Genomic DNA, 22,751 nt, shown 5'->3' with positions numbered 1-22,751 from the left:
ATTTATATTGTGCTTAGCCGAAACGGCCCGTGATATAGCCTTGCGTCCGCTCTTCTCTCGGATTGGTGAACAGCTGCTGCGTGTCGCCGCATTCAACCAGGTCACCGAGATGAAAAAAGGCGGTTCGCTGCGAGACGCGGGCGGCTTGTTGCATCGAGTGGGTGACGATTACGATGGTAAAGTTCTGCCGTAGCTCGTCGATCAATTCCTCGATGCGCGCCGTGGCGATCGGATCGAGTGCCGAACAGGGCTCGTCCATCAGAATTACTTCCGGGTTCACCGCGATCGCCCGCGCAATACAGAGCCGTTGCTGCTGGCCGCCTGACAGCCCGGTCCCGGGTTTGTCCAGGCGGTCTTTGACCTCTTTCCACAGACCGGCACGGGTCAGACTAATCTCGACCACCTCATCGAGATCGGCTTTTGAATCAGCAAATCCATGGATACGCGGCCCATAGGCAATGTTGTCATAGATAGACTTGGGAAAGGGATTGGGTTTTTGAAAAACCATGCCGACGCGGGCGCGCAGTTGAACGACATCGAGTTTGCTGTCGTAGATATCCTCGCCATCTAATGTGATGCTGCCGTCCACACGGCAGCCGTCGATCACGTCGTTCATCCGGTTCATGCAACGCAGAAAGGTCGACTTGCCGCAGCCAGAAGGGCCGATCAGCGACGTCACCTGATTGGCGCCGATGTCGAGATCTATCGATTGAAGGGCCTGGGATTCGCCATAGAAAACCGAAACACCTCGTGCGACGATTTTCTGTAGCGCGGTGTTGCTCTCCGGCTCGGCGAAGTTTTCAGCAGCGATAGCCATTTCGTTCTTTCCTACCAACGACGCTCAAAGCGTTTGCGAAGCAGAACCGCAATGGCGTTCATCATGATCAGAAATCCAAGAAGAACGATAATTGCGGCAGAGGTTTTTTCGACAAAGGCCCGTTCGGGGCTGTCGGCCCAGAGATAGATTTGCACCGGCAAGGCCGTTGCCGGATCGGTGAACCCACCGGGAATGTCGACGATGAAGGCGACCATGCCGATCATCAACAGCGGTGCCGTCTCGCCCAGCGCCCTCGCCGATCCCAGGATCGTCCCGGTCAGCACGCCCGGCATTGCCAGCGGCAGTACGTGATGAGTCACGGTCTGGAGTTTCGACGCGCCGACTCCCAGGGCAGCTTCCCGGATCGACGGTGGAACCGCCTTGAGCGCGGCCCGTGCGGCAATAATGATCGTGGGCAGGGTCATCAGTGCCAGGACCATGCCGCCCGCCAGCGGTGCAGAGCGTGGCAGGCCGAAGAAGTTCAGAAAGACAGCCAGGCCTAACAGGCCAAAGACGATCGACGGAACGGCTGCGAGATTGTTGATGTTGACTTCGATGAAGTCGGTCCAGCGGTTCTTCGGTGCGAATTCCTCAAGGTAGACGGCTGACAGCACTCCCACGGGGAAGCTCAATGCGAGCGTTACGATCAGCATCAGAAACGAACCCACCGTGGCGCCCCAGATGCCTGCCTGCTCCGGTTCGCGGGAATCACCTGCAGTGAAGAAGGTGGTATTGAACCTAAGATCCACTGCGCCATCGGTTTCCAGATGATCGAACCATTCAAGGGCCTGATCGCTGACCAACCGATCGCTTTCCTGTGCGCCGCGATCAACATGACCCTTGCGCAGGGAATCGATTTCATCGGATGCCTTGACCCAGATGGTCTGTGTTGTCCCGATCGTATCGGGATTGGCCATGACGAATTTGCGCAAGGTTACGTCGGCGCTGCCGCTGATCAGTTTTGAGAGCGCACGCTTGTCACGTCTGCCGGATACTTCTGGAAAGCGGTCCCGCAGCGCCGCTTTAGCCAGAGGCTGGTACTTGACCTTTCTCAGCACCTGCGGATCTTGATCGCCGCTCGGGTCGATTCTGTCGGCATCGAGCGCTATATCCAGGGCGATGTAGGTTTGGGAAAAGGCCGTGTATCCCTTTGCGACAATGCTCGACAAAAGGACCAGCAGCATCGCGGTTGCCGCAGCAATAGCGAAGATGCCATAGGCCTTGAAACGACGTTCCGCCGAATAGCGCCGGCGTAGGTGCGCTTCAGACAGATCGGGCCGTCGAAAGGGCGCTGCCGATGCAGTCATTTCAGTCATACTTCTCTCTGTATTTGCGTACGACGCGCAGAGCCACGACGTTGAGGGCCAGGGTGACCAGGAACAGGACAAGCCCGAGAGCGAAAGCAGCCAGCGTTTTTGCGCTGTCGAACTCCTGATCGCCGACGAGCAGAGTTACGATCTGGACGGTGACCGTGGTCACCGCTTCCAGGGGGTTTGCCGTTAAGTTGGCTGCAAGCCCGGCCGCCATGACCACGATCATGGTTTCGCCGATGGCGCGGCTGATCGCGAGCAGGACGCTGCCAACAATACCAGGCAGTGCGGCAGGTACGACGACCTGCTTGATCGTTTCGGATTTGGTGGCGCCGAGGGCATAAGCGCCGTCACGCAGTGTCTGAGGTACCGAGTTCATCACGTCGTCGGAAAGAGAAGAGACGAAAGGGATACTCATGACGCCGATGACGATGCCGGCGACCAGAGCCGATTCCGAAGAGACATCGAGGTTCAGGAACTCGCCGACCTGTCGAAAAAACGGTGCCATGGTGAGGGCTGCGAAAAATCCATAGACGACGGTTGGAATGCCGGCCAGGACTTCAAGGACCGGTTTAACGATGGCGCGCATCTTTGGGCCGGCATACTCGGACATATAGATCGCAGAAAACAAGCCGACCGGAACGGCAACGCACATCGCGATAAAGGTAATCAGCAAGGTGCCGGCAAAAAGCGGAATCGCGCCAAAGGCGCCGGACCCGCCGACCTGGTCTTCGCGCAGCGCCGTTTGCGGGCTCCACTGCAGACCGAACAGGAAGTCCATCGGGGGTACTTTGGTGAAAAACCTAAGGGCCTCGAACAACAAAGAAAGCACGATGCCAACTGTCGTCACGATCGCGATCGTTGAAGCGACCATCATGACGACCGAAACCACCTTTTCGACCTGGTTTCGCGCACGCATCGCAGGGGTGATCGAACGTCGCCCGAAGGCAAGGCCGCAGATCCCGAGGGCGAGAACAATGACCGTCATCGCGGCAAAACCCGTGTCGCGCAGGCTGGCATAGTCTTTCGCTGCCGATTCAATCTCTGCGCTTACCGCGCCGAATGCATTTCCGTTGGCGAGATTCTTGATCTGATTAATGAAGAGCGCCAATTGATCCTGACTCATGCCCTGCGCACTTGCCGGGAGGTTGGCCACCAGGATGAGCTCGGTGATCTCCGGCTCAAGTGCCAGCCAAAGGCACAACAGAACTAAACTGGGGAGGCCACACCACAAGGCGACATACATCCCGTAGTACTGCGGTCGTGAATGAAGGTCGCGCAGTTGGCCGCCGCTCACGGCAAAGGCGCGTCCGCGCCCGAGGTAAAAACCGGCAACGCTAAGCAGAAACAAAGTGGTCGCGAGGATCAGCAACGACATCGAATGTCACCGGCATAAAAATCGATAGTTACAAACAAAACGAAACCTGTGCGGGGCATGTGAAAAGTGCGATTGCCGACGGCCTGGGTTGAAGCCGCCGGCAATCGCGCTTCTTCATTACATGGACAGCGGTGCCATGCCGTTCGCGGATGCACCCATTGCTTTACGGTCTGCATCGGGAAGCGGAATCAAGCCCTTGTCGACCAGATAACCGTCTTCGCTCCAGGTGCCTTCGTCCGTGAATTCGGCAACGAATTCGGCAATACCGGGAACGACACCGACGTGCTCTTTCTTGACGTAGAAATACAGCGAGCGAGATACGCCATACTGGCCGTCGGCGATGTTTTCGAAAGTCGGCTCGACGCCTTCGACCTTGGAGCCTTGAATCTTGTCGGCGTTTTGATCGAGGAAGCTGAAGCCGAAGATGCCGAGAGCATTGGGATTGGCCTGCAGTTTCTGGATAATCAGATTGTCGTTCTCGCCTGCTTCGACATAGGCGCCGTCTTCACGGATGCCGTGGGCGACGGCCTTGAAGGCTTTCTTGTCGGATTTACGCAGATCGGCGAGCGACTCAAAAGTTTTGGCGCCACCTTCCATGGCCAGCTCGACAAAGGCGTCGCGGGTGCCGCTGGTCGGCGGTGGGCCCAAAACCTCGATCTTCTTGGAAGGCAACGAAGGATCGATCTCGCTCCACATCTTGTAGGGATTGTCGACAAGCTTTCCGTCGACCGGAACCTTTTTGGCCAGAGCCTTAAAGATCTGCTGCTTGGTGAGGGAAAGCTGTTCGTTTGCTTTGGAGTTGGCCAGAACGATGCCGTCAAAGCCGATCTTGACTTCGGTGATCGTAATACCGGCCTTGCCGCACTTTTCAAATTCGGATGCCTTGATGCGACGCGATGCATTGGTGATGTCGGGGTGTTCCACACCAATGCCTGAGCAGAACAGCTTCATGCCGCCACCCGAACCGGTGCTTTCAACAACGGGGGTCTTGAAATCACTGGTCTTACCGAATTGTTCGGCAACAGCGGTCGAGAAAGGAAATACGGTAGAGGATCCGACAATGCGGATTTGGTCACGCGCGGACGCGGCTGTAGCGGAAAGGGCCAAGCCTGCGAGTGCGGCAACGACGAGAGAATGCTTGATCACGTTATGTCTCCAGCATCATGGCTGAGAAATCTGCAGTCGCACAAACTTTGTTATGCGGTGTCGGCCGGATGCCGACGAGGCCGAACCTATGTATCTTCGGCGCAAGATTTACTACAAATCGATGACACTTTTATGACGTTCGCTTACGGATTGATTTACCAGGATAAACCGCTGGGAATTTGGAGAAATCTTGCAGACTCTTATGCACGGCGGAATTGGAATCTCTACGGTTTATCAGGCTGCCGCGCCGTCGCCGCTTGACGTCATTTGTCCAGGCTTTTGCGTCGCGCTGCCCGATGACGGAGGATTTAGCGTTTCTTGGCCGGCAAGCGGAAGGAAGACCTTGAAACAGGATCCCTCTCCGATCGTACTATCGACATCGAGGATGGCGCGATGCCTGTTTACGATGTGCTTGACGATGGCAAGTCCGAGCCCGGTCCCACCGAGTTCTCGCGAGCGTGCGGTATCGACGCGGTAGAAGCGTTCGGTCAGGCGCGGCAGGTGTTCTCTGGCGATGCCTTCGCCCTGATCGATCACAGACACGGTGATGCCTGGTTTCCCAAGACGCCGCGCACCGCCGCTGCCGGGCTCGATACGCTTTGTGACCAAACGAACCTTGGTTCCGGCCCGACCGTATTTGATCGCATTCTCTGTCAGGTTCTGAAAGACCTGCGTGAGTTCGTCAGCTTCGCCCGACACCAGATCGACCTTGGCGAAATCGAGATCCAGGCTCATTGCCTTCTCGCGCGCCTGCGGTTCGAGGGCATTGGCAACGCTTTCCAGAATGAGTTCGATGTTCGCGGTACTGCTGGGCGGTGTGTATTCGTGAAGTTCGATCCTTGAGAGAGACAGCAAATCCTCGATCAAACGGGACATGCGCTTGGCCTGTTCGTGCATCACACCAAGGAAGCGGACGCGCGCATCCCCGTCATCCTTTGCGGGACCGAGGAGGGTTTCGATGAACCCCAGCAGGCTGGCCAGGGGTGTACGCAGTTCGTGGCTGGCATTGGCCACGAAATCCGCGCGCATCTGTTCCGCGCGTCTGACCGCTGTGAGATCGTGAAGTGCGATAATCGCGGCGGTCCCGTCCGAGGCCGTGGTTGCCAATTTTGCGATACGGCAGGAGAGATGACGTTCGAACTGACCCGGAACGGTAAATTCGACGACCTTGCCTGTTTCTCCCGAAAGCACTTCTTCTGTCGCTTCAATGAGCTCGGGATTGCGCAATACCGAGGTAAGATCGCCGCCCGCCAGATCCTTGCCGAAGAGTTCTTCCGCCGCAGGATTTCCGCGCAGTATCCGGCGCTGTGCATCTATCAGCAGGAGGGAATCCGGCAAGGCAGCCAGTACGGCTTCGTGGTTGGAGATGGTCTTTACCAGCTCCTGCCGGCGGAGTTGGCGGTCGCGCAGGGTATCCTTAATGGCCTCGTTCAGGCCGGGATAAAGCAGACCGCCGCCTTCAGGCGGTGCGACCAACTGAGCCGACAGGTCGGTCGAACGCAGCTGTTCGAAATAGCGCCGCAGAACCGTGACATGGCGATAATGATGGGCAAGGAGAGCGGCAGATCCGAAAATCACGATGCCGCATCCTGCGGCGACATAGCTCCAAGGCGCGAAACCCACCAGGCCGGCAATTAGCAGCACAATGACACCCGGTAGAGCAAAGAGTGTCGTCGCCGGCAGCATGCGTTTAGCGGGAGCGGCAGCTTCTGCCATGGCCCGGACCCTTGTCATAAGAGGTGATGTCGCCAAGTTTATTCGCCTACTCTAGCACCGGAGTATTACAGATTGACTCAACTCTGCGCATTTTCGGTGACCTTTGCTCCCCCTATTCAAGTTTGTTGGCTGCGGATCCGGTCGTTCTTGAGGCCTAAGACTATTCACCTGTCTGGAGAGTCGTCATACCGACTGTTTTCGGGTGATCGACTCATGCGCGGCTAGCCCTGCCGCCGTGACCAAATCGTTCACCGTCGCGCCCAGAGTGACGATCTGTGCCGGATGGCTCAATCCCAGAAGCATGGGGCCGATGACCGTCCCACTGCCGATCTTTTGGATCAGCTTTGAAACGATGTTGGCACTATGCAGTGCCGGCATAATCAGGATGTTGGCCGGCCCGGCCAAACGGCAGAAGGGATAAAGTTGTCGCATCAGGTCGTAATCCAGAGCGACGTTGGCCTGCATTTCGCCATCGTATTCGAAATCGACTTCCATGCCGTCCAATACCTCCACAGCTTCACGGATGCGCAAGGCTTTTGCCCGCATGGGGTTGCCGAAATTCGAGAAACTCAGGAAAGCAACACGCGGCTCATATCCCATCGCCCGGGCCTGCTCGGCACTCTGAATGGCGATGTCGGCCAGTTGTTCGGGAGTTGGCAGTTCGTGGACCGAGGTATCGGCGATAAAGACCGAGCGACCATCGAGCATCATCATCGACATGCCGAAGACACGGTGTCCCGGCTTGGGGTCGATAGCGTGGCTGATATCCTCGTAGGTGACGCCAAAGCTGCGGGTCAGGCCCGAAACCATCCCGTCTGCGTGGCCGTTTGCGACCATGCAGGCAGCGAAGACATTGCGGTTCTGATTGACCATACGTTGGCAGTCTCGCAACAGGGCTCCGCTGCGCTGCTGGCGCTGGTACAGGAACTCTGCGTAGTGGGTATTGTGCTCCGACACCCGGGCATTGTGAATCTCCAGGAAATCGCCGCTCAGACCCATGGTTTTCATGGTCTCGCGGACGCGCTCCTCCCGGCCGACCAGGACGGGCGTGCCGTAGCCGGCGTTGTGGAAGGCCAACGCCGCGCGGATGGTCGGTGCCTCCTCGCCTTCGGCAAAGACGATTCTCTTACGGACCGGTGCCGCACGCACTTTTTCGAAAATTCCCTGCAGGCTGGCAGCCGCCGGATCGAGGCGCGCCGAAAGTTCCTGCTCATAAAGTGCCATATCGGTGATTGGTTTGCGTGCGACCTCGGTGGCCATAGCCGATTGTGCCACTGCTTTTGGAACGGCGACGATCAGGCGTGGGTCGAAGGGAGCAGGAATGATGTAGTCCTTGCCGTAGCGCAGACGCCGTCCGGCATAGGCCCGGTCGACCTCGTCGGGCACGTCCTCCCGGGCCAGGGCCGCCAAAGATTCGGCGGCTGCGATTTTCATCTCCATATTGATGGTCGACGCCCGCACATCCAGGGCACCGCGGAAGATATATGGGAAGCCCAGCACGTTGTTGACCTGGTTGGGATAGTCGGACCGCCCGGTGGCGATGATGGCATCGTCGCGCACGGCCTCGACTTCTTCCGGGGTGATCTCCGGATCCGGATTTGCCATGGCGAAGATGATGGGCTGCGGCGCCATGGACTTGACCATCGCCGGTGTCAGGGCGCCCTTGACTGAAAGACCGAAAAAGACATCGGCGTCCTTGACCGCATCCTCGAGGCTGCGATCCTCGCTTACGACCGCATGAGCAGACTTCCATTGGTTCATGCCTGCTTCGCGACCCTGGTAGATAACGCCTCGGGTGTCGCAGAGCAGAATATTGTTATGAGGTACGCCCATAGCCTTGATCAATTCAGCGCAGGCAATCCCTGCCGAACCGGCCCCGTTAATGACCATTTTTAAGGTACCGAGTTCCCGTCCGGTGAGATGGACGGCGTTGATCAGGCCCGCCGCCGCGATAATCGCCGTACCGTGCTGATCGTCATGAAAGACGGGTACGTCCAGCAGTTCTCGCAGGCGCTGTTCGATAATGAAGCATTCCGGTGCCTTAATATCCTCCAGATTGATGCCGCCAAAACTTGAACCGAGGAACCTGACGCAGTTGACGAATTCGTCCACGTCCCGTGTATCGACCTCCAGATCAATCCCGTCGACATCTGCGAAGCGTTTGAAGAGAACCGCTTTACCTTCCATAACCGGCTTCGAAGCCAATGCGCCAAGATCGCCTAGACCCAGTACCGCAGTCCCGTTTGAGACGACGGCGACGGTGTTGCCTTTGGCGGTATAGTCATAGGCTTTTGAAGGATCCTCGCTGATCTTAAGGCAGGGAACCGCAACACCGGGCGAATAGGCCAGGGACAGGTCGCGCTGTGTGGTCAGCGGCTTTGTCGCCCGGATCTCCAGCTTGCCGGGACGCCCACTTGAATGAAGGTCGAGGGCTTCCTGATCAGTGGTGCGCGAGCTATCGTTGGACATAGATTCTTTTCTCCGGTGTGCAGCCGTACAGGCTTTGCTTTTTCTTTGGTTTCTCTATTGGTACAGAACCGCAGGCGGGGTTGTAGTCCCCTTTCCACATCGTGGCGATTAGATTTGTGGGCTGCGCCTATGGCTGTGGACGTCCTCGGCGCCGTGACGGGTAAGAATTTCCGCGGCGACGTCACTTTGCTGTTCACTTATTGTCCGGACCCAAAGCAGGACGGTACCCGATTCCAGCGCGCGTGCGAACTGTTCGGTATGTGGCGTAGCCCGCAGAGTTGTGAGCAATTCGGACAGCGCGACTGACGTCAATCCGGCCGCGACAAGACCTGCCATGGCTGCGCCGACCGGGCCTGTTGCAACTGCGATCAGACCTGCTGCTGTGATTGGTCCGACATACTTGATCTCACCAACCAAACCAATCATGGCCTGCTGCCAGGCCGCGCCAGTGGATTCGCTGGCGCTCAAGGCCTCATGAGTATCCAGCACCGAGAGGTCGCTTGATCTGAAACCAGCTGCAAGCAGGGTTTCAACCGCCGCTTTGAAATTTTCACGCTCGGCGAAGCGCCCGACGATCTCGGTTGTCTCCTCGATGCCGTTGTCCTGCAAGGCGTCGTACTCCTTACGCTTTGTCGATGATCTCGAGTTCTACGGCTTCATCGTTGATAGCTCGATGCCGTCGACCGGATTTCGGCAGGCTCTATTGCCGCCGTCGACCCTAATAAGGTTATATTGCCTGCTCCTACCCGTGCTTGCAAAGAGGGCATGGGATAGAGTAAGTGCGAAGCTGTTCGGTCGCAGAGAGCGCTGTTCCTAAGCCGCAGCCTATTGCTCACTGTTTTACGCTATTCACGTCCTAATTCAGTCCGGTATCAATGCCCGATTCCAGCAACGCCGTCAGCAAAGCCGCCACACCGCCAACCGAGTCCGCCCGGAGCGTCACGCCGATGATGGCCCAGTATCTGGAAATCAAGGCGGGCTATCCCCATGCCCTTCTGTTTTATCGCATGGGTGATTTTTACGAACTATTTCATGAAGATGCCGTCGTGGCCTCGGCGGCGCTGGATATTACCCTTACCAAACGCGGCAAGCACGAAGGCGCCGATATCGCCATGTGCGGCGTGCCTGTGCATTCGGCTGACGGTTATCTTTCTCGCCTGATCCGCAAAGGGTTCAAGGTCGCAGTCTGTGAACAGGTTGAAAACCCTGCCGAAGCCAAAAAGCGGGGCGGTAAATCAGTGGTTCGCCGTGACGTTGTCCGTTTGGTTACACCAGGGACTCTGACCGAAGATGAATTGCTCGATGCCAGAAACCATAACTTTTTGGCGGCCCTGGCTGAAACCGGCGGCAGTTCTGCAGGCCGGCTCGGACTTGCTTGGCTGGATATGTCGACCGGTGATTTCCACGTGCAGCCACTGGGTTACGGGGACCTTGGTGCTGTGCTGGCGCGTCTGGCGCCTGGCGAAATGCTTGTCTCTGATCGTCTGGCGCAGCGGCCCGAGCTCTTTGAGGTCTTCGCCGAATGGAAGGACCGGCTAACGACCCTCCCCGCCTCGCGTTTTGACAGCGAGAATGCCAAACGCAGGGTAGAGGCGATTTTCGAAGTAAAGGCCCTGGATGCCTACGGAGAGTTCGAGCGGGCCGAACTGGCTGCCGTAGGCGCTTTGCTGGACTACGTGGAGCTGACACAGAAAGGCCGCCTTCCCCGGCTGGTGCCGCCCCGTCGGCAGCGTCAAGGCAGCGTTATGGAGGTCGACGCCGCGACCCGCAGAAATCTGGAGCTGAGCCAAGCCTTGAGCGGCGGCCGCGCCGGTACGCTCCTGGCGACCATCGACCGCACCGTCACCGGGGCGGGGGCGCGCTTGCTCGCGTCTTGGCTGGCCTCCCCCCTGACGGACGCGGCGGCCATTGCTGCCCGCCTGGATGTCGTGGACTATTTGGTCGGCAACGACCAGCTACGTGAAGAATTGAGACGCCGGTTGCGCCTCTGTCCCGACATCGCGCGCGCACTGTCGCGGCTTTCTCTTGGACGGGGAGGACCGCGCGATCTCGCGGCCGTGCGGGATGCACTGAGTGAAGCTGGCGGTATGCGGGCTATGTTGGCGGACAAAAAGCTCGCCCCCCTTCCCGAGAAATTGGCATCCGTGCTTCAGGACCTCGGATTCCATGATCAATTGGTCGATCGGCTGCAGCGGGCCTTATCTGAGGAGCTGCCGCTGCTGGCCCGCGACGGTGGTTTCATCGCCCAAGGCTACGACGCCAAGCTAGACGAGTACCGCGGTCTGCGTGATGAGAGCCGGCGGCTGATTGCAGCGCTGCAAAGCCGCTATGCCGAAGAAACCGGGATTACAAACCTCAAAATCCGGCACAACAACGTGCTCGGCTATTACATTGAGGTTACGCCGACCCATGCTCCAAAAATGCCGACTGGACAAGAGGCACCTTTCATCCATCGCCAGACCCTGGCCAGTGCCGTCCGCTACTCCACTGTGGAGCTGTCCGAGTTGCAGCAGGAGATCGCTTCGGCGGCCGACAAGGCCCAAGCCATCGAGATGAGACTGTTCGAGGATCTGGTCGGTGAAATTGACGGCCGAGCCGAGGTGGTCGCCCTGGCTGCCGGTGCATTGGCCACACTGGATGTCGCTGCGGCTCTTAGCGAATTGGCACTGCAGGGCCGCTGGTGCCGGCCGAAAGTCGATAATAGCTCGACGTTCGACATCACCGCAGGCCGCCATCCGGTGGTTGAGGCGGCTCTGGCAAAGACCCAGGAAGGCAGCTTTGTCGCCAACAACTGTAACCTGGCCGACGAGCAGCGCCTGTGGCTGATAACCGGCCCCAACATGGCGGGAAAGAGTACCTTTTTACGCCAGAATGCCCTGATCGCGATTTTGGCGCAGATGGGATCCTTTGTTCCTGCCGATGCCGCCCATATCGGAGTGATTGACCGCCTGTTCAGCAGAGTGGGTGCCGCCGACGACCTGGCGCGAGGTCGCTCCACGTTTATGGTTGAGATGGTCGAAACGGCAGTGATTCTCAATCAAGCCACGCCGCGCTCATTGGTAATCCTGGACGAGATCGGCCGCGGCACCGCGACCTTCGATGGTCTCTCCATCGCCTGGGCTTGCGTTGAACATCTACACGAAGTCAATCGCAGCCGGGCGCTGTTTGCCACTCACTACCATGAACTCACCACTCTTTCAGCCAAGCTGACAGCGCTGGCGTGCCACGCCATGCGGGTCAAGGAGTGGCAGGGTGAGGTGATCTTCCTGCATGAAGTTGCCGCCGGCGCCGCCGATCGCTCTTATGGCATTCACGTTGCCAAGTTGGCGGGTTTGCCGAATGCAGTCGTTTCCAGGGCGGAAGAGGTGCTGGCGACCCTGGAGCAGGGCGAACAGGCCGGTGTTCTGACGCGTCTGGCAGACGACCTGCCGCTCTTCGCAGCGGCTTTGGCGCAAGAACGGGCACCTGGAGAAGGTGGCGCAGGCATGTCCGAAACGGCCCCCGCACCTTCCGCAGTCGAAGAAAGACTGTCCGAGATCAATCCCGATGATCTGACGCCCCGTCAGGCACTCGAGTTGCTCTATGCGTTGAAGACTCTTTCCGGGCGTGAGTAAAGAAGGCTCGTTTCCATTTTCACAGGTCGGTTGAAGCTTAACTCTCCGCACGAACAGAAGTGATTGCTGAGAGGTCTGACGCCTTGCCAAAATTGGTGTTTTGCGGTCTCTTGGAGGGGAATTCGCGCTCTTGATCGTCTCAATCGAGAACGATCGCGCTCTCGCTGCGGAATTTGGATATGCAGGACCTTTTGCCGGAAGAGTCGTTTGAGACGGAGGTGCGGAACAAGCGCGCCATAATTGACCGGCGCACTCTGCTCGGCCGGATTGAAGATATTGTCGGAGCGGATGCGTCCGACAATGAGATCCGCAAGCAGGTGCTGGCGGCTCTACGGGATGCACTCGAAGGCGGCCGGGCCGAAGTGCGCCGTCGCTTCGACGAACGGGCTTCGGGAACCGTCGTGGTGCGCTCTAACTGCTACCTGGTCGACCAGTTGATCCGGGTGGTTTACGACCATGTGACGACCCACCTTTTCCCACTGGCCAACCCCTCGACTGGTGAAGTGCTCTCTCTCGTCGCCGTGGGCGGCTATGGCCGGGGAGAGCTGGCACCTCAGTCGGATGTCGATCTGCTGTTTTTACTGCCCTACAAGATGACGCCGCGCAGTGAACAGGTCGTAGAGGCCATGCTTTATTTCCTCTGGGATTTGAACTTCAAAGTCGGTCATGCAACCCGAAAAGTGTCTGATTGTATTCGCCAGGCGAAGGCGGACGTGACGATCTGCACAAACTTGCTTGAGGCCCGCTGGCTCTGGGGTGACCAGAGTCTCTATGTCGAGCTGCGCCAACGCTTCCAGTCGGAACTGCAGGCCCAGGGTGGCGCCAGGTTCATCGAAGCGAAGTTGAACGAGCGTGATCTGCGCCATAAGCGAAACGGCGGCACCCGCTATTCACTGGAACCCAATATCAAGGAGAGCAAAGGCGGCTTGCGCGATCTTCATACGCTCTTCTGGATCTCGAAGTTTCTCTATCACGTCGATGACATTTCGCGGCTGGTCGATCAAAAGGTGTTCACGCGTCAGGAAGTCCGCCGCTTTGAGAAAGCCCAGGCCTTCCTTTGGACCCTGCGTTGCGCCCTGCACTATCTGACCGGCCGTCCCGAGGAACGTCTGACCTTTGATGTCCAGAAGTCCCTGGCCGACTGGATGGGTTACACCGATCACGCCGGGACCCAGGGTGTCGAGCGTTTCATGAAGCATTACTTCCTGATCGCCAAGGATGTCGGTGATCTGACCCGAATCTTCTGCGCGACGCTCGAGGCCGAACACAATCGCCGCTCGCGTTTTCGTCTGCCGTCCCTGTCCCGGCGCCGCTCGATTGGTGGTTTCAGGCTCGAAGGCGATCGATTGTCGGTTAAGGATGCAGGGGTCTTTACGAACGCACCGATTGAGATGTTGCGCATCTTCGCCGTCGCGCAAAAACACGATCTGGACATTCATCCGCGCGCTCTGCGCTGGATCACCCAGAATCTCAAGCTGATCAAGAAGGCTCTGAGAGACGATCCGGAGGCCAACAAGGTCTTTATGGATATTCTCTGCGCAGACGAGGACCCGGCGACGGCGCTTCGGCGTATGAACGAGGCCGGTGTATTTGGCCGCTTCATCCCCGATTTCGGGCGGGTTGTCGCGCAGATGCAATACAACATGTACCATCACTATACGGTCGATGAGCATACGATCTTCGCGATCGGTATTCTGCATGATATCGAACAGGGACGATTGGCCGAGGAAGCTCCGATCGCCACTGAAGTCGTCCATAAGGTTTTGTCGCGGCGCGTGCTCTACGTTGCGGTCTTTTTACATGATATCGCGAAAGGCCGGCCGGGCGATCATTCGGAAGAAGGGGCCAAAGTGGCGCGCCGGCTTTGCCCGCGCCTAGGCTTTAGCGCCGAAGAGACCGAAACGGTGGCTTGGCTTGTGCTCCGACATCTGGCTATGAGTGATACCGCCTTTAAGCGCGATATCGATGACCCTAAAACCATCCAGGATTTTGCGGCACTGGTACAGTCGCCAGAGCGGCTGCGGCTGCTGCTGGTCTTGACCGTTGCCGACATCCGTGCCGTTGGACCCAATGTGTGGAATGCCTGGAAAGCGGCCTTGCTGCGTGATCTTTACTGGCGCACAGAGGAGGTCCTCTCCGGCGGCATTTCGTCCGAAGGCCGGGCTAGACGAGTCGAACATGCCAAGGAAGCCCTGCGTGCCGCAATCGCGGATTGGCCAAAGAAAGAGATCGAAGCCCACATCAAGCGGGGCTACCCTTCCTACTGGCTCTCGGCGGATACCGAAACCCATCTACGCCACGCGTTGCTGGTACGGGAAGCAGAGCGAGAGAAACTTCCTCTTAAGATCGACGCCCATGTCGACGGTTATCGGGAGGTGACGGAGGTCACCATCTACACGGCGGACCATCCAGGCCTGTTTAGCAGGATCGCCGGCGCCATGGCAGTCAGTGGCGCCTCGATCGAGGGTGCCAACATCATCACGCTCGCCAACGGCATGGCGCTCGATACCTTCTATGTTCACGATGCCGTGGAGGGTGGCGCCTTCGAAAGCGATGAGCGCCTCAAGCGCCTCTCTGCCAACATTGAAAAGGTTTTGTCGGGTGGCATGCGCCCGATTCAGGAGCTGGCCAGTCAGCGCTCGTCAATTCCCAGCCGCTACCGCGTCTTCAAGGTGGCGCCTCGCGTTCTTATCGACAACAAGGCCAGTGCGACTCATACGGTAATCGAAGTCAATGGCCGCGACCGTCCCGCCCTGCTGTACCAGCTCACCACAGCCATAACCCGGCTCAATCTGATGATCTCCACAGCCCGCATTGCCACTTACGGCACGCATGCAGTGGATGTTTTCTACGTGAAAGACGCTCTGGGATCCAAGATTGAAAACAAGTCAAAGCTGACTCGTATCCGCAAGAAACTTCTTGAGGTCCTTGAGAGTAACGACTGTACGCCAGCCTCTGTTTCCAAGAAGGCCACGGGGATGAAAGCTGACGACAAGAAGCCTGCAAAAGTGACCAAGCGGAAACCTGAAGCTGCAGCCGAATAGGTTCATCGCGACGTTGTCCGACAAATATCTGTGATTGCAAAAATACCTTGAGAATGGAAGCCTGAATTCTCGTGAATCGGCGGCTTTGAAAAATGACGCTTCGTCGGTCTTGCCGAAGTGTCAAGCAAGGGAAATTCAAGATGCATCAGCAGAGAGACGGAATTTTTTCATTTTGTTTCAAACGTATCGTTTTGCCTTTCATGGCGATGACCTTGATGATGACACCTGTCACTGCTTACGAGCCGCTGGTGCAAAAGCAGGGATTTGAGCTCGACAATTTTACCACCCAGGGCGGAGAGACCATCAGCGATGTTAAAGTCGGCTGGGAAACGTACGGCACGCTGAACGCTCAAAAAGACAACGCCATCCTGATTACCCACTATTTTTCCGGCAATAGCCATGCGGCAGGCAAATACGCCGCAGACGACCAACGAGCGGGTTATTGGGATTCGATCATCGGCGCCGGAAAGCCGATTGATACCAGCAAGTACTTTGTGATCTCAGTGGATACGCTGGTCAATCTGGGAACCGGAAACCCCAAGGTCGTCACCACGGGCCCTGCCTCGATAAATCCGGACACGGGCAAGCCCTATGGCATGAATTTTCCGATCGTTACGATCCGTGATTTTGTCGAAGTACAGAAGGCGCTTCTGGATAGCCTCGGCATTTCGAAGCTGCATGCGGTCATGGGCGCGTCGATGGGCAGCCTGCAGGCCTACGAATGGGCGGCTGTCTATCCCGAGCGGGTGGAGCGGCTGATCCCGGTGATCGGATCTGGCTGGGCGGACGGCGACTTAATTGCCTGGCTCAACATCTGGGCGGCGCCAATCAAACTGGACCCGAACTGGAACGGTGGCGACTACTATGACGGTGATGCGCCTGTGAAGGGACTGGCCGAATCCTTGAAGATCGTGACACTTCACGCGCAGCATTGGGAGTGGTCGAACGGGAAATTCGGGCGTAGCTGGGCAAAGGAAGGGGCCGACCCCGCCTCTGCTTTCGATAATCTCTTCAAGATCGAAGCCGTGCTCGATGGGGCCGGTCTGGCGCGCGCGAAAGCTTCGGACGCCAATCATTTCCTCTATCTCGCCAAAGCCAATCAGCTGTTTTATACCGGACACGGTAAAAGCCTTTATGAGGGCTTGCTGGCTATCGAGGCGCCGGTCTTGTTGATCCACAGCGACGAGGATCTGGTTTTCCCCGGCGATGCGGTTCGCGACACCGCATCGATCATTAAGTCGGATGGCACGCCGGTCGAGATCGTCGAACTCCAGGGCACGCGCGGGCATTTGGATGGCGTGCTCTCGATCGCTCAGGCGGGTGCAAAGATTCGAGCTTTTCTTGAAAAATAGCGGAACAGCTGATCCCCACTGCCGCTGAAGCTATACGACGGTGGGGTACTCACAGTCTGCGCCAGCTATTCTGGCAGGGCGCTGACCAGATACATGGCCCGCAGGATGTCGCTCGGCTTCCCACCACCAAAGGCATTGTTAAAAATGCTGGAGATGTTGTCGGAGCGGTAGATTCGGCTGAGAGCGCGGTCGACCGCCAGACGGAAATCGCTATCGCCGCGCTTCATGGCCAGTGCGTAGGGCTCGTGAGAAAAGAAACGCTTACCGATGCGGAAGGATTTGGGTTCAGTACTTTGTGCGGCGAGGTATACCAGCAACGCCCTGTCCGAGAAGTAGGCGGAGATCTCTCCGGATTCCAGTTTGCCGCGCCCATCCAGGTGATTGGTCACTGTCACGATCTCGGAGTCCAGGCCAGTCTTCTCAACGATGTTACGCAGCAGCTGTTCAGTTGTGGTGGCTTTCAGAACCCCAATTTTTAGTCCTTTTAGAGCCTCAAAGTTCTTCGGGCCCTCAAGCTTGGTCATGACGGCGGCACCGTCGACGAATATGGGAATGGAAAAGTCGACCAGCTCGCGCCGCGCCAGAGTTGCTGTGGCCGCGCCGCACAGCAAGTCCGCCTGTTCGCTCTGGACGGCTTCGAAGCGGTTTGCCGAATCGACCGCAACATAGTCGATCGAAATCTCGGTCAGTTTTAGATGCGCCTTCAAGTGAACCACCACCGCGCGGCAGAGGTCGACACTGTAGCCTGCCGGCTCACCAATTGCGTTCTTGACCGAATAGGGTGCAGCGTCTTCACGATAGGCGATTTTGATCTTGCCGCTTTCTTTTATGCGCTCCAGGGCACCGGCAGCAGCCTCACCGGCGATGCCCCCGAGCGCCAAGATGCCCGCAATCATTCCAATAACTGGTACTGTTCCAAACGATCTTTTCATTCCTTTGTTCCTTCCGGTTGCGTGCTGGGGCGCGTCAATCGATATTTGTTGCTGTGAGGCTTAAGGGCGGAGGCGCGAGCGTTGTTTGTCTCGCTCTCAGACATAGCATGATATTCGCTCGTGTACCTTTCGGGGTAAGCTGGCCCGGAATCGCAGGCTTCCTTCCCGGTCCCGTTTGATCTAGAAACGCGCGGGTATGGCATTGATTCGTTCCTTGGCCACAGTGGGTGGCTATACCGGCCTCAGCCGGGTGCTGGGTTTCGTGCGCGATATTTTGATCGCGGCCGTGCTTGGTACCGGCCCGGTGGCTGATGCATTTTTTGTGGCGTTCAAGCTTCCAAATCTCTTTCGGCGCCTCTTTGCCGAGGGCGCCTTCAATGCCGCCTTTGTGCCGCTTTTTGCGAAACGCCTTGAACAAGAGGGCGAAGCCGCTGCCAAGGCTTTTGCAGAGCATACCCTCGCGGTTCTGCTGAGCGTGGTCGCGGTCGTTTCTCTGTTGGCCATGTTGGCCATGCCATGGCTGATGTACGGTCTGGCACCGGGTTTTGAGAAGGATCCTGAGAAATTCGCGCTGACCGTGGAGCTCAGCCGGATCACCTTTCCTTATCTGCTCTTCATGTCGCTGGTCGCACTGCTGTCAGGAATTCTGAACTCACTTTACCGCTTCGCGGCGGCGGCGGCGGCCCCGGTTCTGCTAAACGTCTGCTTCATCATTGCGCTGGTCCTGATCCTGCCGTTTTCCGGTATGCCCGGACATTTGCTGGCCTGGACCGTTGCCGTGGCGGGGGTTGGACAGTTCTTGATGCTAATGATCGCAGCGTCACGCGCCGGAATGAAGCTACGCTTGCCCCGGCCAAAAATTACTGACGGTGTCAGGCGCCTGATCGCGCTGATGTTACCGGGCATGCTCTCCGCCGGCGCGATTCAGATAAACCTGCTGATCGGGACCGTGATCGCGACCCTGCAGGCCGGTGCCGTCTCCTATCTTTACTATGCGGACCGGGTCTACCAATTGCCACTCGGGTTGATCGGGATTGCTTTCGGCGTCGTACTGCTGCCGGATTTGAGCCGTAAACTGCGCGCCGGCGCCGACGAAGCCGCCATGCACAGTCTCAACCGAGGTTTGGAACTCGCCATGCTGCTGACCCTGCCGGCGGCGGTTGCGCTGGCCATCATTCCCAAACCCATCACGATCGTTCTCTTTGAACGTGGCGCTTTCGACCGTTTGGCGACAGATGCAACCTCTTTGGCACTCGCCGCTTTTGCGGCAGGACTTCCTGCTTTCGTGCTGATCAAGATCTTCCAGCCTGCGTTCTATGCGCGCGAAGACACCGTCACGCCGTTGAAAATGGCGCTGATATCAATTGGCGTGAACATCGCTCTTAGCCTCGCACTGTTCTGGCCCCTCGGGCATGTAGGCATTGCGCTGGCCACCTCAGTCTCTGCCTGGCTCCACGCACTGTTGCTGGGCGGGCGCCTTGGCTCGCTCGGGTTTCTTAAAACGGACTCCGGATTGCGCCGGCGCCTGCCGCGCATCGCGCTGGCCGCAGCGGCGATGGGTATTGCCCTGTGGTTTGCTGCCGAAAGTCTTGCATCCTGGTTCGAAGCTTCGCAGGAACTCCGGATCCTGGCACTTGTGATGCTGGTGGCAGGCGGACTGATCGTTTATGGCGGCCTGGCGCTGGTCTCAGGCGCCATGGACCGCGAGGCTCTTCGGAGCTTGCTTCGCCGCGGGGCGAATAGCCAATAGGGTAAAGTCCAAATCCAGTTGATCGTTCAGCTTTTTAAACAGACTGGTAATCAGCAACCAAACCTTGACCATCGCACCCTGCAGCGGCGATAACCCGGCCCCAGTTATCAACGGGATCTTTTGTTATGAAGCGCATCTTTTCCGGCGTGCAACCGACCGGCAACCTGCATCTGGGAAACTACCTGGGCGCCATACGAAACTTCGTGAGCCTGCAGGCTGACTACGACTGCATCTACTGCGTTGTCGACATGCATGCCATCACGGTATGGCAGGACCCGCAGGAGCTGATCGCAAATACCAGGGAAGTGACTGCTGCTTATCTTGCCGCCGGTATCGATCCAAAACGAAGCATCATCTTCAATCAAAGCCAGGTCTCGGCTCATGCCGAACTGGCCTGGATCTTCAACTGTGTGGCTCGGCTCGGCTGGATGAACCGCATGACACAGTTCAAGGAGAAGGCTGGAAAACACCGTGAGAATGCCAGCGTCGGGCTATACGCATACCCGACGCTCATGGCGGCCGACATTCTGGCTTATAAGGCATCCCACGTGCCGGTTGGCGAGGACCAGAAGCAGCATCTGGAGCTGACTCGCGATATCGCCATCAAGTTCAACGGTGATTTCGGCAAGGAGGTCTTTCCCGTGACCGAGCCGTTGATTTTCGGCGCCGCGACCCGGGTGATGAGCTTGCGCGACGGCAGCAAGAAGATGAGCAAATCTGATCCTTCCGAATACAGCCGCATTACAATGACGGATGATGCTGATGCGATTGCCAAGAAGATCCGCAAGGCAACCAGCGATTCGGAATTGATTCCGGGTCCTGAAATTCTTAGTGAAAACGGCCTGCTGGACGAGGAGCTACGCCGTGCAAGGCCGGAAGCCTTCAATCTTCTGACCATCTATGCAGCTCTGGCGGGACAGGAGCTTGGCGACGTGCTGAGCGACTTCGAAGGGAAAGGCTTTGCAGATTTCAAATCTGCGCTGACGGAAGTGGCGGTTGAAAAGCTGGGACCAATCGGATCGGAAATGAAGCGTCTGACCGAAGCGCCCGACCATGTGGACGCCGTTCTGCGCGACGGTGCCGCCCGCGCCCGCGCGGTTGCTGAACCAGTCTTGCGCGAGGTTTATGACGTGGTCGGGTTTTTGCGTCCGTAAATTTGTTTAGTGAAGAGCCGGGTTAGACGGAATCGCCGTTTAGTCGTTCGAACGATTGGCTGACCGGGGCATTTCACTGATTTGGTGAAATACCTTCAGCCTCTGACCTATTGTCACGCGTTTGATTTCGACTCTCCGTGATTTTTCGGGAATAGAAATCTGCGCATGAATTGAGAGGCTTCGGTCGCCTTTTTTCCGATTTGGCAAACAAACCTCGCCTAAACCATTGGCGTTCGGACAAAAAACGCAGTAAGTTCGAAACAACAAAGAGCGGCTCCGCGGCCGCGCTGATTCATAGATTTTTACCTCAGTTCAAAGCGCCGCTATGCCGCGACCGCTACGCCTAGTTTCAGTTCCATAAAGCGATGCAGGTATACCTTCCGATCGCTGAACTGTCTGTCGACGCCCTTCTTCTGCTTGGCCTAGGTGGGATTATCGGATTCCTGTCCGGTCTGTTCGGCGTCGGGGGCGGCTTTTTGATGACGCCGATGCTGATATTCATCGGCGTGCCGCCGGTCGTTGCCGTTGCAACTCAGGCAAATAACATCATTGCCTCCTCTGTGTCGGGTGTCTTCGCGCACTGGCGACGTGGCAACGTTGATTTCAAAATGGGATGGGTGCTGCTTGGTGGCGGCTTTGCAGGATCGACCGTTGGGGTCGGCCTCTTTTCGCTCCTGCGCAGCCTTGGTCAGATCGACCTTGTTATCAATCTCTGCTACGTCATTTTTCTGGGCACCATCGGGGCCTTGATGATGATCGAGGGCACGCGGGCCATGATGCGCCGGCGGCGCAAGGCCGCCCCTCGCAAACTCCATCAGCATTCCTGGATTCACGGGCTTCCGCTCAAGACCCGGTTCCGCAAGTCCCGGCTTTATATTTCGGCGCTGGTGCCGCTCGGCATCGGCTTCGGTGTGGGCGTCCTATCGGCAATTATGGGGGTCGGCGGCGGCTTCATTCTGGTACCGGCCATGATCTATTTGCTCGGCATGCCGACGGCGATGGTGATCGGGACGTCTCTGTTTCAAATCATCTTCGTGGCCGCAAACGTAACGTTTCTTCAGGCAGCCCAGAACCAGACCGTGGATGTTGTCCTGGCGATGCTGCTGTTGGTCGGGAGCGTTGTCGGTGCGCAGATCGGAACCCGCATCGGCAGCCGCCTTCAAGGCGACTGGCTGAGGCTCCTATTGGGTATCCTGGTCGTCGCGGTTTGTTCGAAGCTTTTCGTTGACCTTTTTACCCCGCCTATCGACATCTATTCCGTGGGGGTTCCGCTATGAATTGGCTTCACGGTTCTTGCCGCCTGCGCAAGATGGGAATGCGCATAGGGGTGATTCTTATCATCGGCATTCTCGCCGTCACTGCGTTCTACCGCATTCCGTCTGCCCGTGCCTCATCACTGGTCGCGGATCTTTCCGACCACCTGATCGCGATCACAACCGGGTTTTCGGGAGCCAGTGTGTTGCTGTTCGGCGCGACCGAAGAGGCGGGCGATATTGTTGTTATCGTTCGAGGGCCCAGCTACCCGGTTTTGATGCACCGCAAAAGCAGGGTTGCGGGCATCTGGATTAATACGGCTTCCATGACCATCGAGAATGTACCGGGTTTCTACGCCATCGCATCTTCGCGCCCCCTTGAGGAGATCACCGGTGAACCGGTTCGGAGGCGTCACCAGATGGGTGTGGAATACCTGCCGATCGCGCCGCCGCCGGCAAAGGCTTCGCCCAATATCGCTGAACAGTGGAAAAGTGGCCTGATCCGCAATCAGCAACGAAGCGGTCTCTTTCCCCAGGAGATTGGTCAGGTCAGTTTTCTGGGCCGGCGCCTGTTTCGTACGAGGATCGTGTTGCCGGCGAACGTTCCCACCGGGACTTATCTTGTAGAGGTATTTCACCTCCAGGACGGGCGTGTGGTCAGTGCCCAGACGACACCGCTCTCGGTCAGCAAGATCGGTGTCGAGGCGGAGATATTTGATTTTGCTCAAAATCGCGCCGCTCTGTACGGAGTGATTGCGATCCTTGTCGCACTAGTGGCAGGATGGTTGGGACATGTGGTGTTCCGGAAAGGTTGAT

The 22,751-nt window shown here is 57.6% G+C and carries 15 protein-coding genes; 7 read left to right on the top strand and 8 right to left on the bottom strand.

Annotated elements, in window-relative coordinates; genetic code table 11:
- Positions 1 to 13: 13 nt before the first annotated feature.
- The 7 genes from pstB to QMZ18_RS02745 form a co-directional block, all read right to left on the bottom strand.
- A complete protein-coding gene (gene pstB / locus QMZ18_RS02775) occupies positions 14 to 817 on the bottom strand; it encodes a phosphate ABC transporter ATP-binding protein PstB (RefSeq protein WP_282604700.1) in 804 nt (267 codons plus the stop codon).
- A gap of 11 nt (positions 818 to 828) precedes the next feature.
- On the bottom strand, positions 829 to 2,133 hold the full coding sequence (gene pstA / locus QMZ18_RS02770; protein WP_282604699.1) for a phosphate ABC transporter permease PstA: 1,305 nt from the start codon (positions 2,131 to 2,133) through the stop codon (positions 829 to 831).
- Positions 2,126 to 3,505 carry a phosphate ABC transporter permease subunit PstC gene (gene pstC / locus QMZ18_RS02765; RefSeq protein ID WP_282604698.1) on the bottom strand — a complete coding sequence of 460 codons (1,380 nt, stop codon included), beginning with the start codon at positions 3,503 to 3,505 and terminating at the stop codon, positions 2,126 to 2,128. Before pstC ends, pstA begins: the two co-directional genes overlap by 8 nt.
- Positions 3,506 to 3,622: 117 nt before the next feature.
- Positions 3,623 to 4,651, bottom strand: a complete 1,029-nt coding sequence (locus QMZ18_RS02760; RefSeq protein ID WP_322097121.1) for a PstS family phosphate ABC transporter substrate-binding protein — start codon at positions 4,649 to 4,651, stop codon at positions 3,623 to 3,625.
- A 234-nt stretch (positions 4,652 to 4,885) separates the two neighbouring features.
- Complete coding sequence (locus QMZ18_RS02755) at positions 4,886 to 6,385, bottom strand: ATP-binding protein (RefSeq protein WP_282604697.1); 1,500 nt, start codon at positions 6,383 to 6,385, stop codon at positions 4,886 to 4,888.
- Positions 6,386 to 6,550: 165 nt separating this feature from the next.
- Complete coding sequence (locus QMZ18_RS02750; RefSeq protein ID WP_282604696.1) at positions 6,551 to 8,836, bottom strand: NADP-dependent malic enzyme; 2,286 nt, start codon at positions 8,834 to 8,836, stop codon at positions 6,551 to 6,553.
- 108 nt (positions 8,837 to 8,944) lie between these two features.
- A complete protein-coding gene (locus QMZ18_RS02745) occupies positions 8,945 to 9,445 on the bottom strand; it encodes a hypothetical protein (RefSeq protein WP_282604695.1) in 501 nt (166 codons plus the stop codon).
- A gap of 338 nt (positions 9,446 to 9,783) precedes the next feature.
- Here QMZ18_RS02745 and mutS point away from each other — a divergent pair, with 338 nt between their 5' ends.
- From mutS to QMZ18_RS02730, 3 genes are all read left to right on the top strand, one after another.
- A complete protein-coding gene (mutS, locus tag QMZ18_RS02740) occupies positions 9,784 to 12,450 on the top strand; it encodes a DNA mismatch repair protein MutS (RefSeq protein WP_322097164.1) in 2,667 nt (888 codons plus the stop codon).
- Positions 12,451 to 12,629: 179 nt separating this feature from the next.
- Positions 12,630 to 15,494 carry a [protein-PII] uridylyltransferase gene (locus QMZ18_RS02735; RefSeq protein WP_282604693.1) on the top strand — a complete coding sequence of 955 codons (2,865 nt, stop codon included), beginning with the start codon at positions 12,630 to 12,632 and terminating at the stop codon, positions 15,492 to 15,494.
- Positions 15,495 to 15,634: 140 nt separating this feature from the next.
- A complete protein-coding gene (locus tag QMZ18_RS02730; RefSeq protein ID WP_282604692.1) occupies positions 15,635 to 16,846 on the top strand; it encodes a homoserine O-acetyltransferase in 1,212 nt (403 codons plus the stop codon).
- Between the two features lie 65 nt (positions 16,847 to 16,911).
- On the opposite strand, the gene QMZ18_RS02725 is transcribed toward QMZ18_RS02730, so the two are convergent.
- On the bottom strand, positions 16,912 to 17,778 hold the full coding sequence (locus QMZ18_RS02725) for an amino acid ABC transporter substrate-binding protein (protein ID WP_282604691.1): 867 nt from the start codon (positions 17,776 to 17,778) through the stop codon (positions 16,912 to 16,914).
- 196 nt (positions 17,779 to 17,974) lie between these two features.
- On the opposite strand from QMZ18_RS02725, the gene murJ reads away from it, so the two are divergent.
- The 4 genes from murJ to QMZ18_RS02705 all read left to right on the top strand — a co-directional run bounded on the left by murJ (position 17,975) and on the right by QMZ18_RS02705 (position 22,750).
- Positions 17,975 to 19,528: a murein biosynthesis integral membrane protein MurJ gene (gene murJ, locus QMZ18_RS02720; RefSeq protein WP_282604690.1), complete on the top strand. Its 1,554-nt coding sequence runs from the start codon at positions 17,975 to 17,977 to the stop codon at positions 19,526 to 19,528.
- 125 nt (positions 19,529 to 19,653) lie between these two features.
- A complete protein-coding gene (gene trpS / locus QMZ18_RS02715; RefSeq protein WP_282604689.1) occupies positions 19,654 to 20,682 on the top strand; it encodes a tryptophan--tRNA ligase in 1,029 nt (342 codons plus the stop codon).
- A gap of 365 nt (positions 20,683 to 21,047) precedes the next feature.
- Positions 21,048 to 21,959, top strand: coding sequence for a sulfite exporter TauE/SafE family protein (locus QMZ18_RS02710; RefSeq protein WP_282604688.1), 912 nt, complete (start codon positions 21,048 to 21,050; stop codon positions 21,957 to 21,959).
- Positions 21,956 to 22,750, top strand: a complete 795-nt coding sequence (locus tag QMZ18_RS02705; RefSeq protein WP_282604687.1) for a TIGR02186 family protein — start codon at positions 21,956 to 21,958, stop codon at positions 22,748 to 22,750. The genes QMZ18_RS02710 and QMZ18_RS02705 overlap by 4 nt, the downstream gene beginning before the upstream one ends.
- The last annotated feature ends 1 nt before the right edge of the window (position 22,751 follow it).

Origin of the sequence: Pelagibius sp. Alg239-R121 (assembly GCF_947331435.1) — a bacterium.
GTDB lineage: Bacteria > Pseudomonadota > Alphaproteobacteria > Kiloniellales > Kiloniellaceae > Denitrobaculum.
This window is presented reverse-complemented; position numbering and strand designations above follow the sequence as displayed.

Excerpts from the sequence above, each read along its gene's own strand:
- pstB (WP_282604700.1), bottom strand. The coding sequence starts at position 817 with ATGGCTATCGCTGCTGAAAACTTCGCCGAGCCGGAGAGCAACACCGCG.
- pstA (WP_282604699.1), bottom strand. The coding sequence starts at position 2,133 with ATGACTGAAATGACTGCATCGGCAGCGCCCTTTCGACGGCCCGATCTG.
- pstC (WP_282604698.1), bottom strand. The coding sequence starts at position 3,505 with ATGTCGTTGCTGATCCTCGCGACCACTTTGTTTCTGCTTAGCGTTGCC.
- QMZ18_RS02755 (WP_282604697.1), bottom strand. The coding sequence starts at position 6,385 with ATGACAAGGGTCCGGGCCATGGCAGAAGCTGCCGCTCCCGCTAAACGC.
- QMZ18_RS02750 (WP_282604696.1), bottom strand. The coding sequence starts at position 8,836 with ATGTCCAACGATAGCTCGCGCACCACTGATCAGGAAGCCCTCGACCTT.
- mutS (WP_322097164.1), top strand. The coding sequence starts at position 9,784 with ATGATGGCCCAGTATCTGGAAATCAAGGCGGGCTATCCCCATGCCCTT.
- QMZ18_RS02735 (WP_282604693.1), top strand. The coding sequence starts at position 12,630 with ATGCAGGACCTTTTGCCGGAAGAGTCGTTTGAGACGGAGGTGCGGAAC.
- QMZ18_RS02730 (WP_282604692.1), top strand. The coding sequence starts at position 15,635 with ATGCATCAGCAGAGAGACGGAATTTTTTCATTTTGTTTCAAACGTATC.
- QMZ18_RS02725 (WP_282604691.1), bottom strand. The coding sequence starts at position 17,778 with ATGAAAAGATCGTTTGGAACAGTACCAGTTATTGGAATGATTGCGGGC.
- murJ (WP_282604690.1), top strand. The coding sequence starts at position 17,975 with ATGGCATTGATTCGTTCCTTGGCCACAGTGGGTGGCTATACCGGCCTC.
- trpS (WP_282604689.1), top strand. The coding sequence starts at position 19,654 with ATGAAGCGCATCTTTTCCGGCGTGCAACCGACCGGCAACCTGCATCTG.
- QMZ18_RS02710 (WP_282604688.1), top strand. The coding sequence starts at position 21,048 with ATGCAGGTATACCTTCCGATCGCTGAACTGTCTGTCGACGCCCTTCTT.
- QMZ18_RS02705 (WP_282604687.1), top strand. The coding sequence starts at position 21,956 with ATGAATTGGCTTCACGGTTCTTGCCGCCTGCGCAAGATGGGAATGCGC.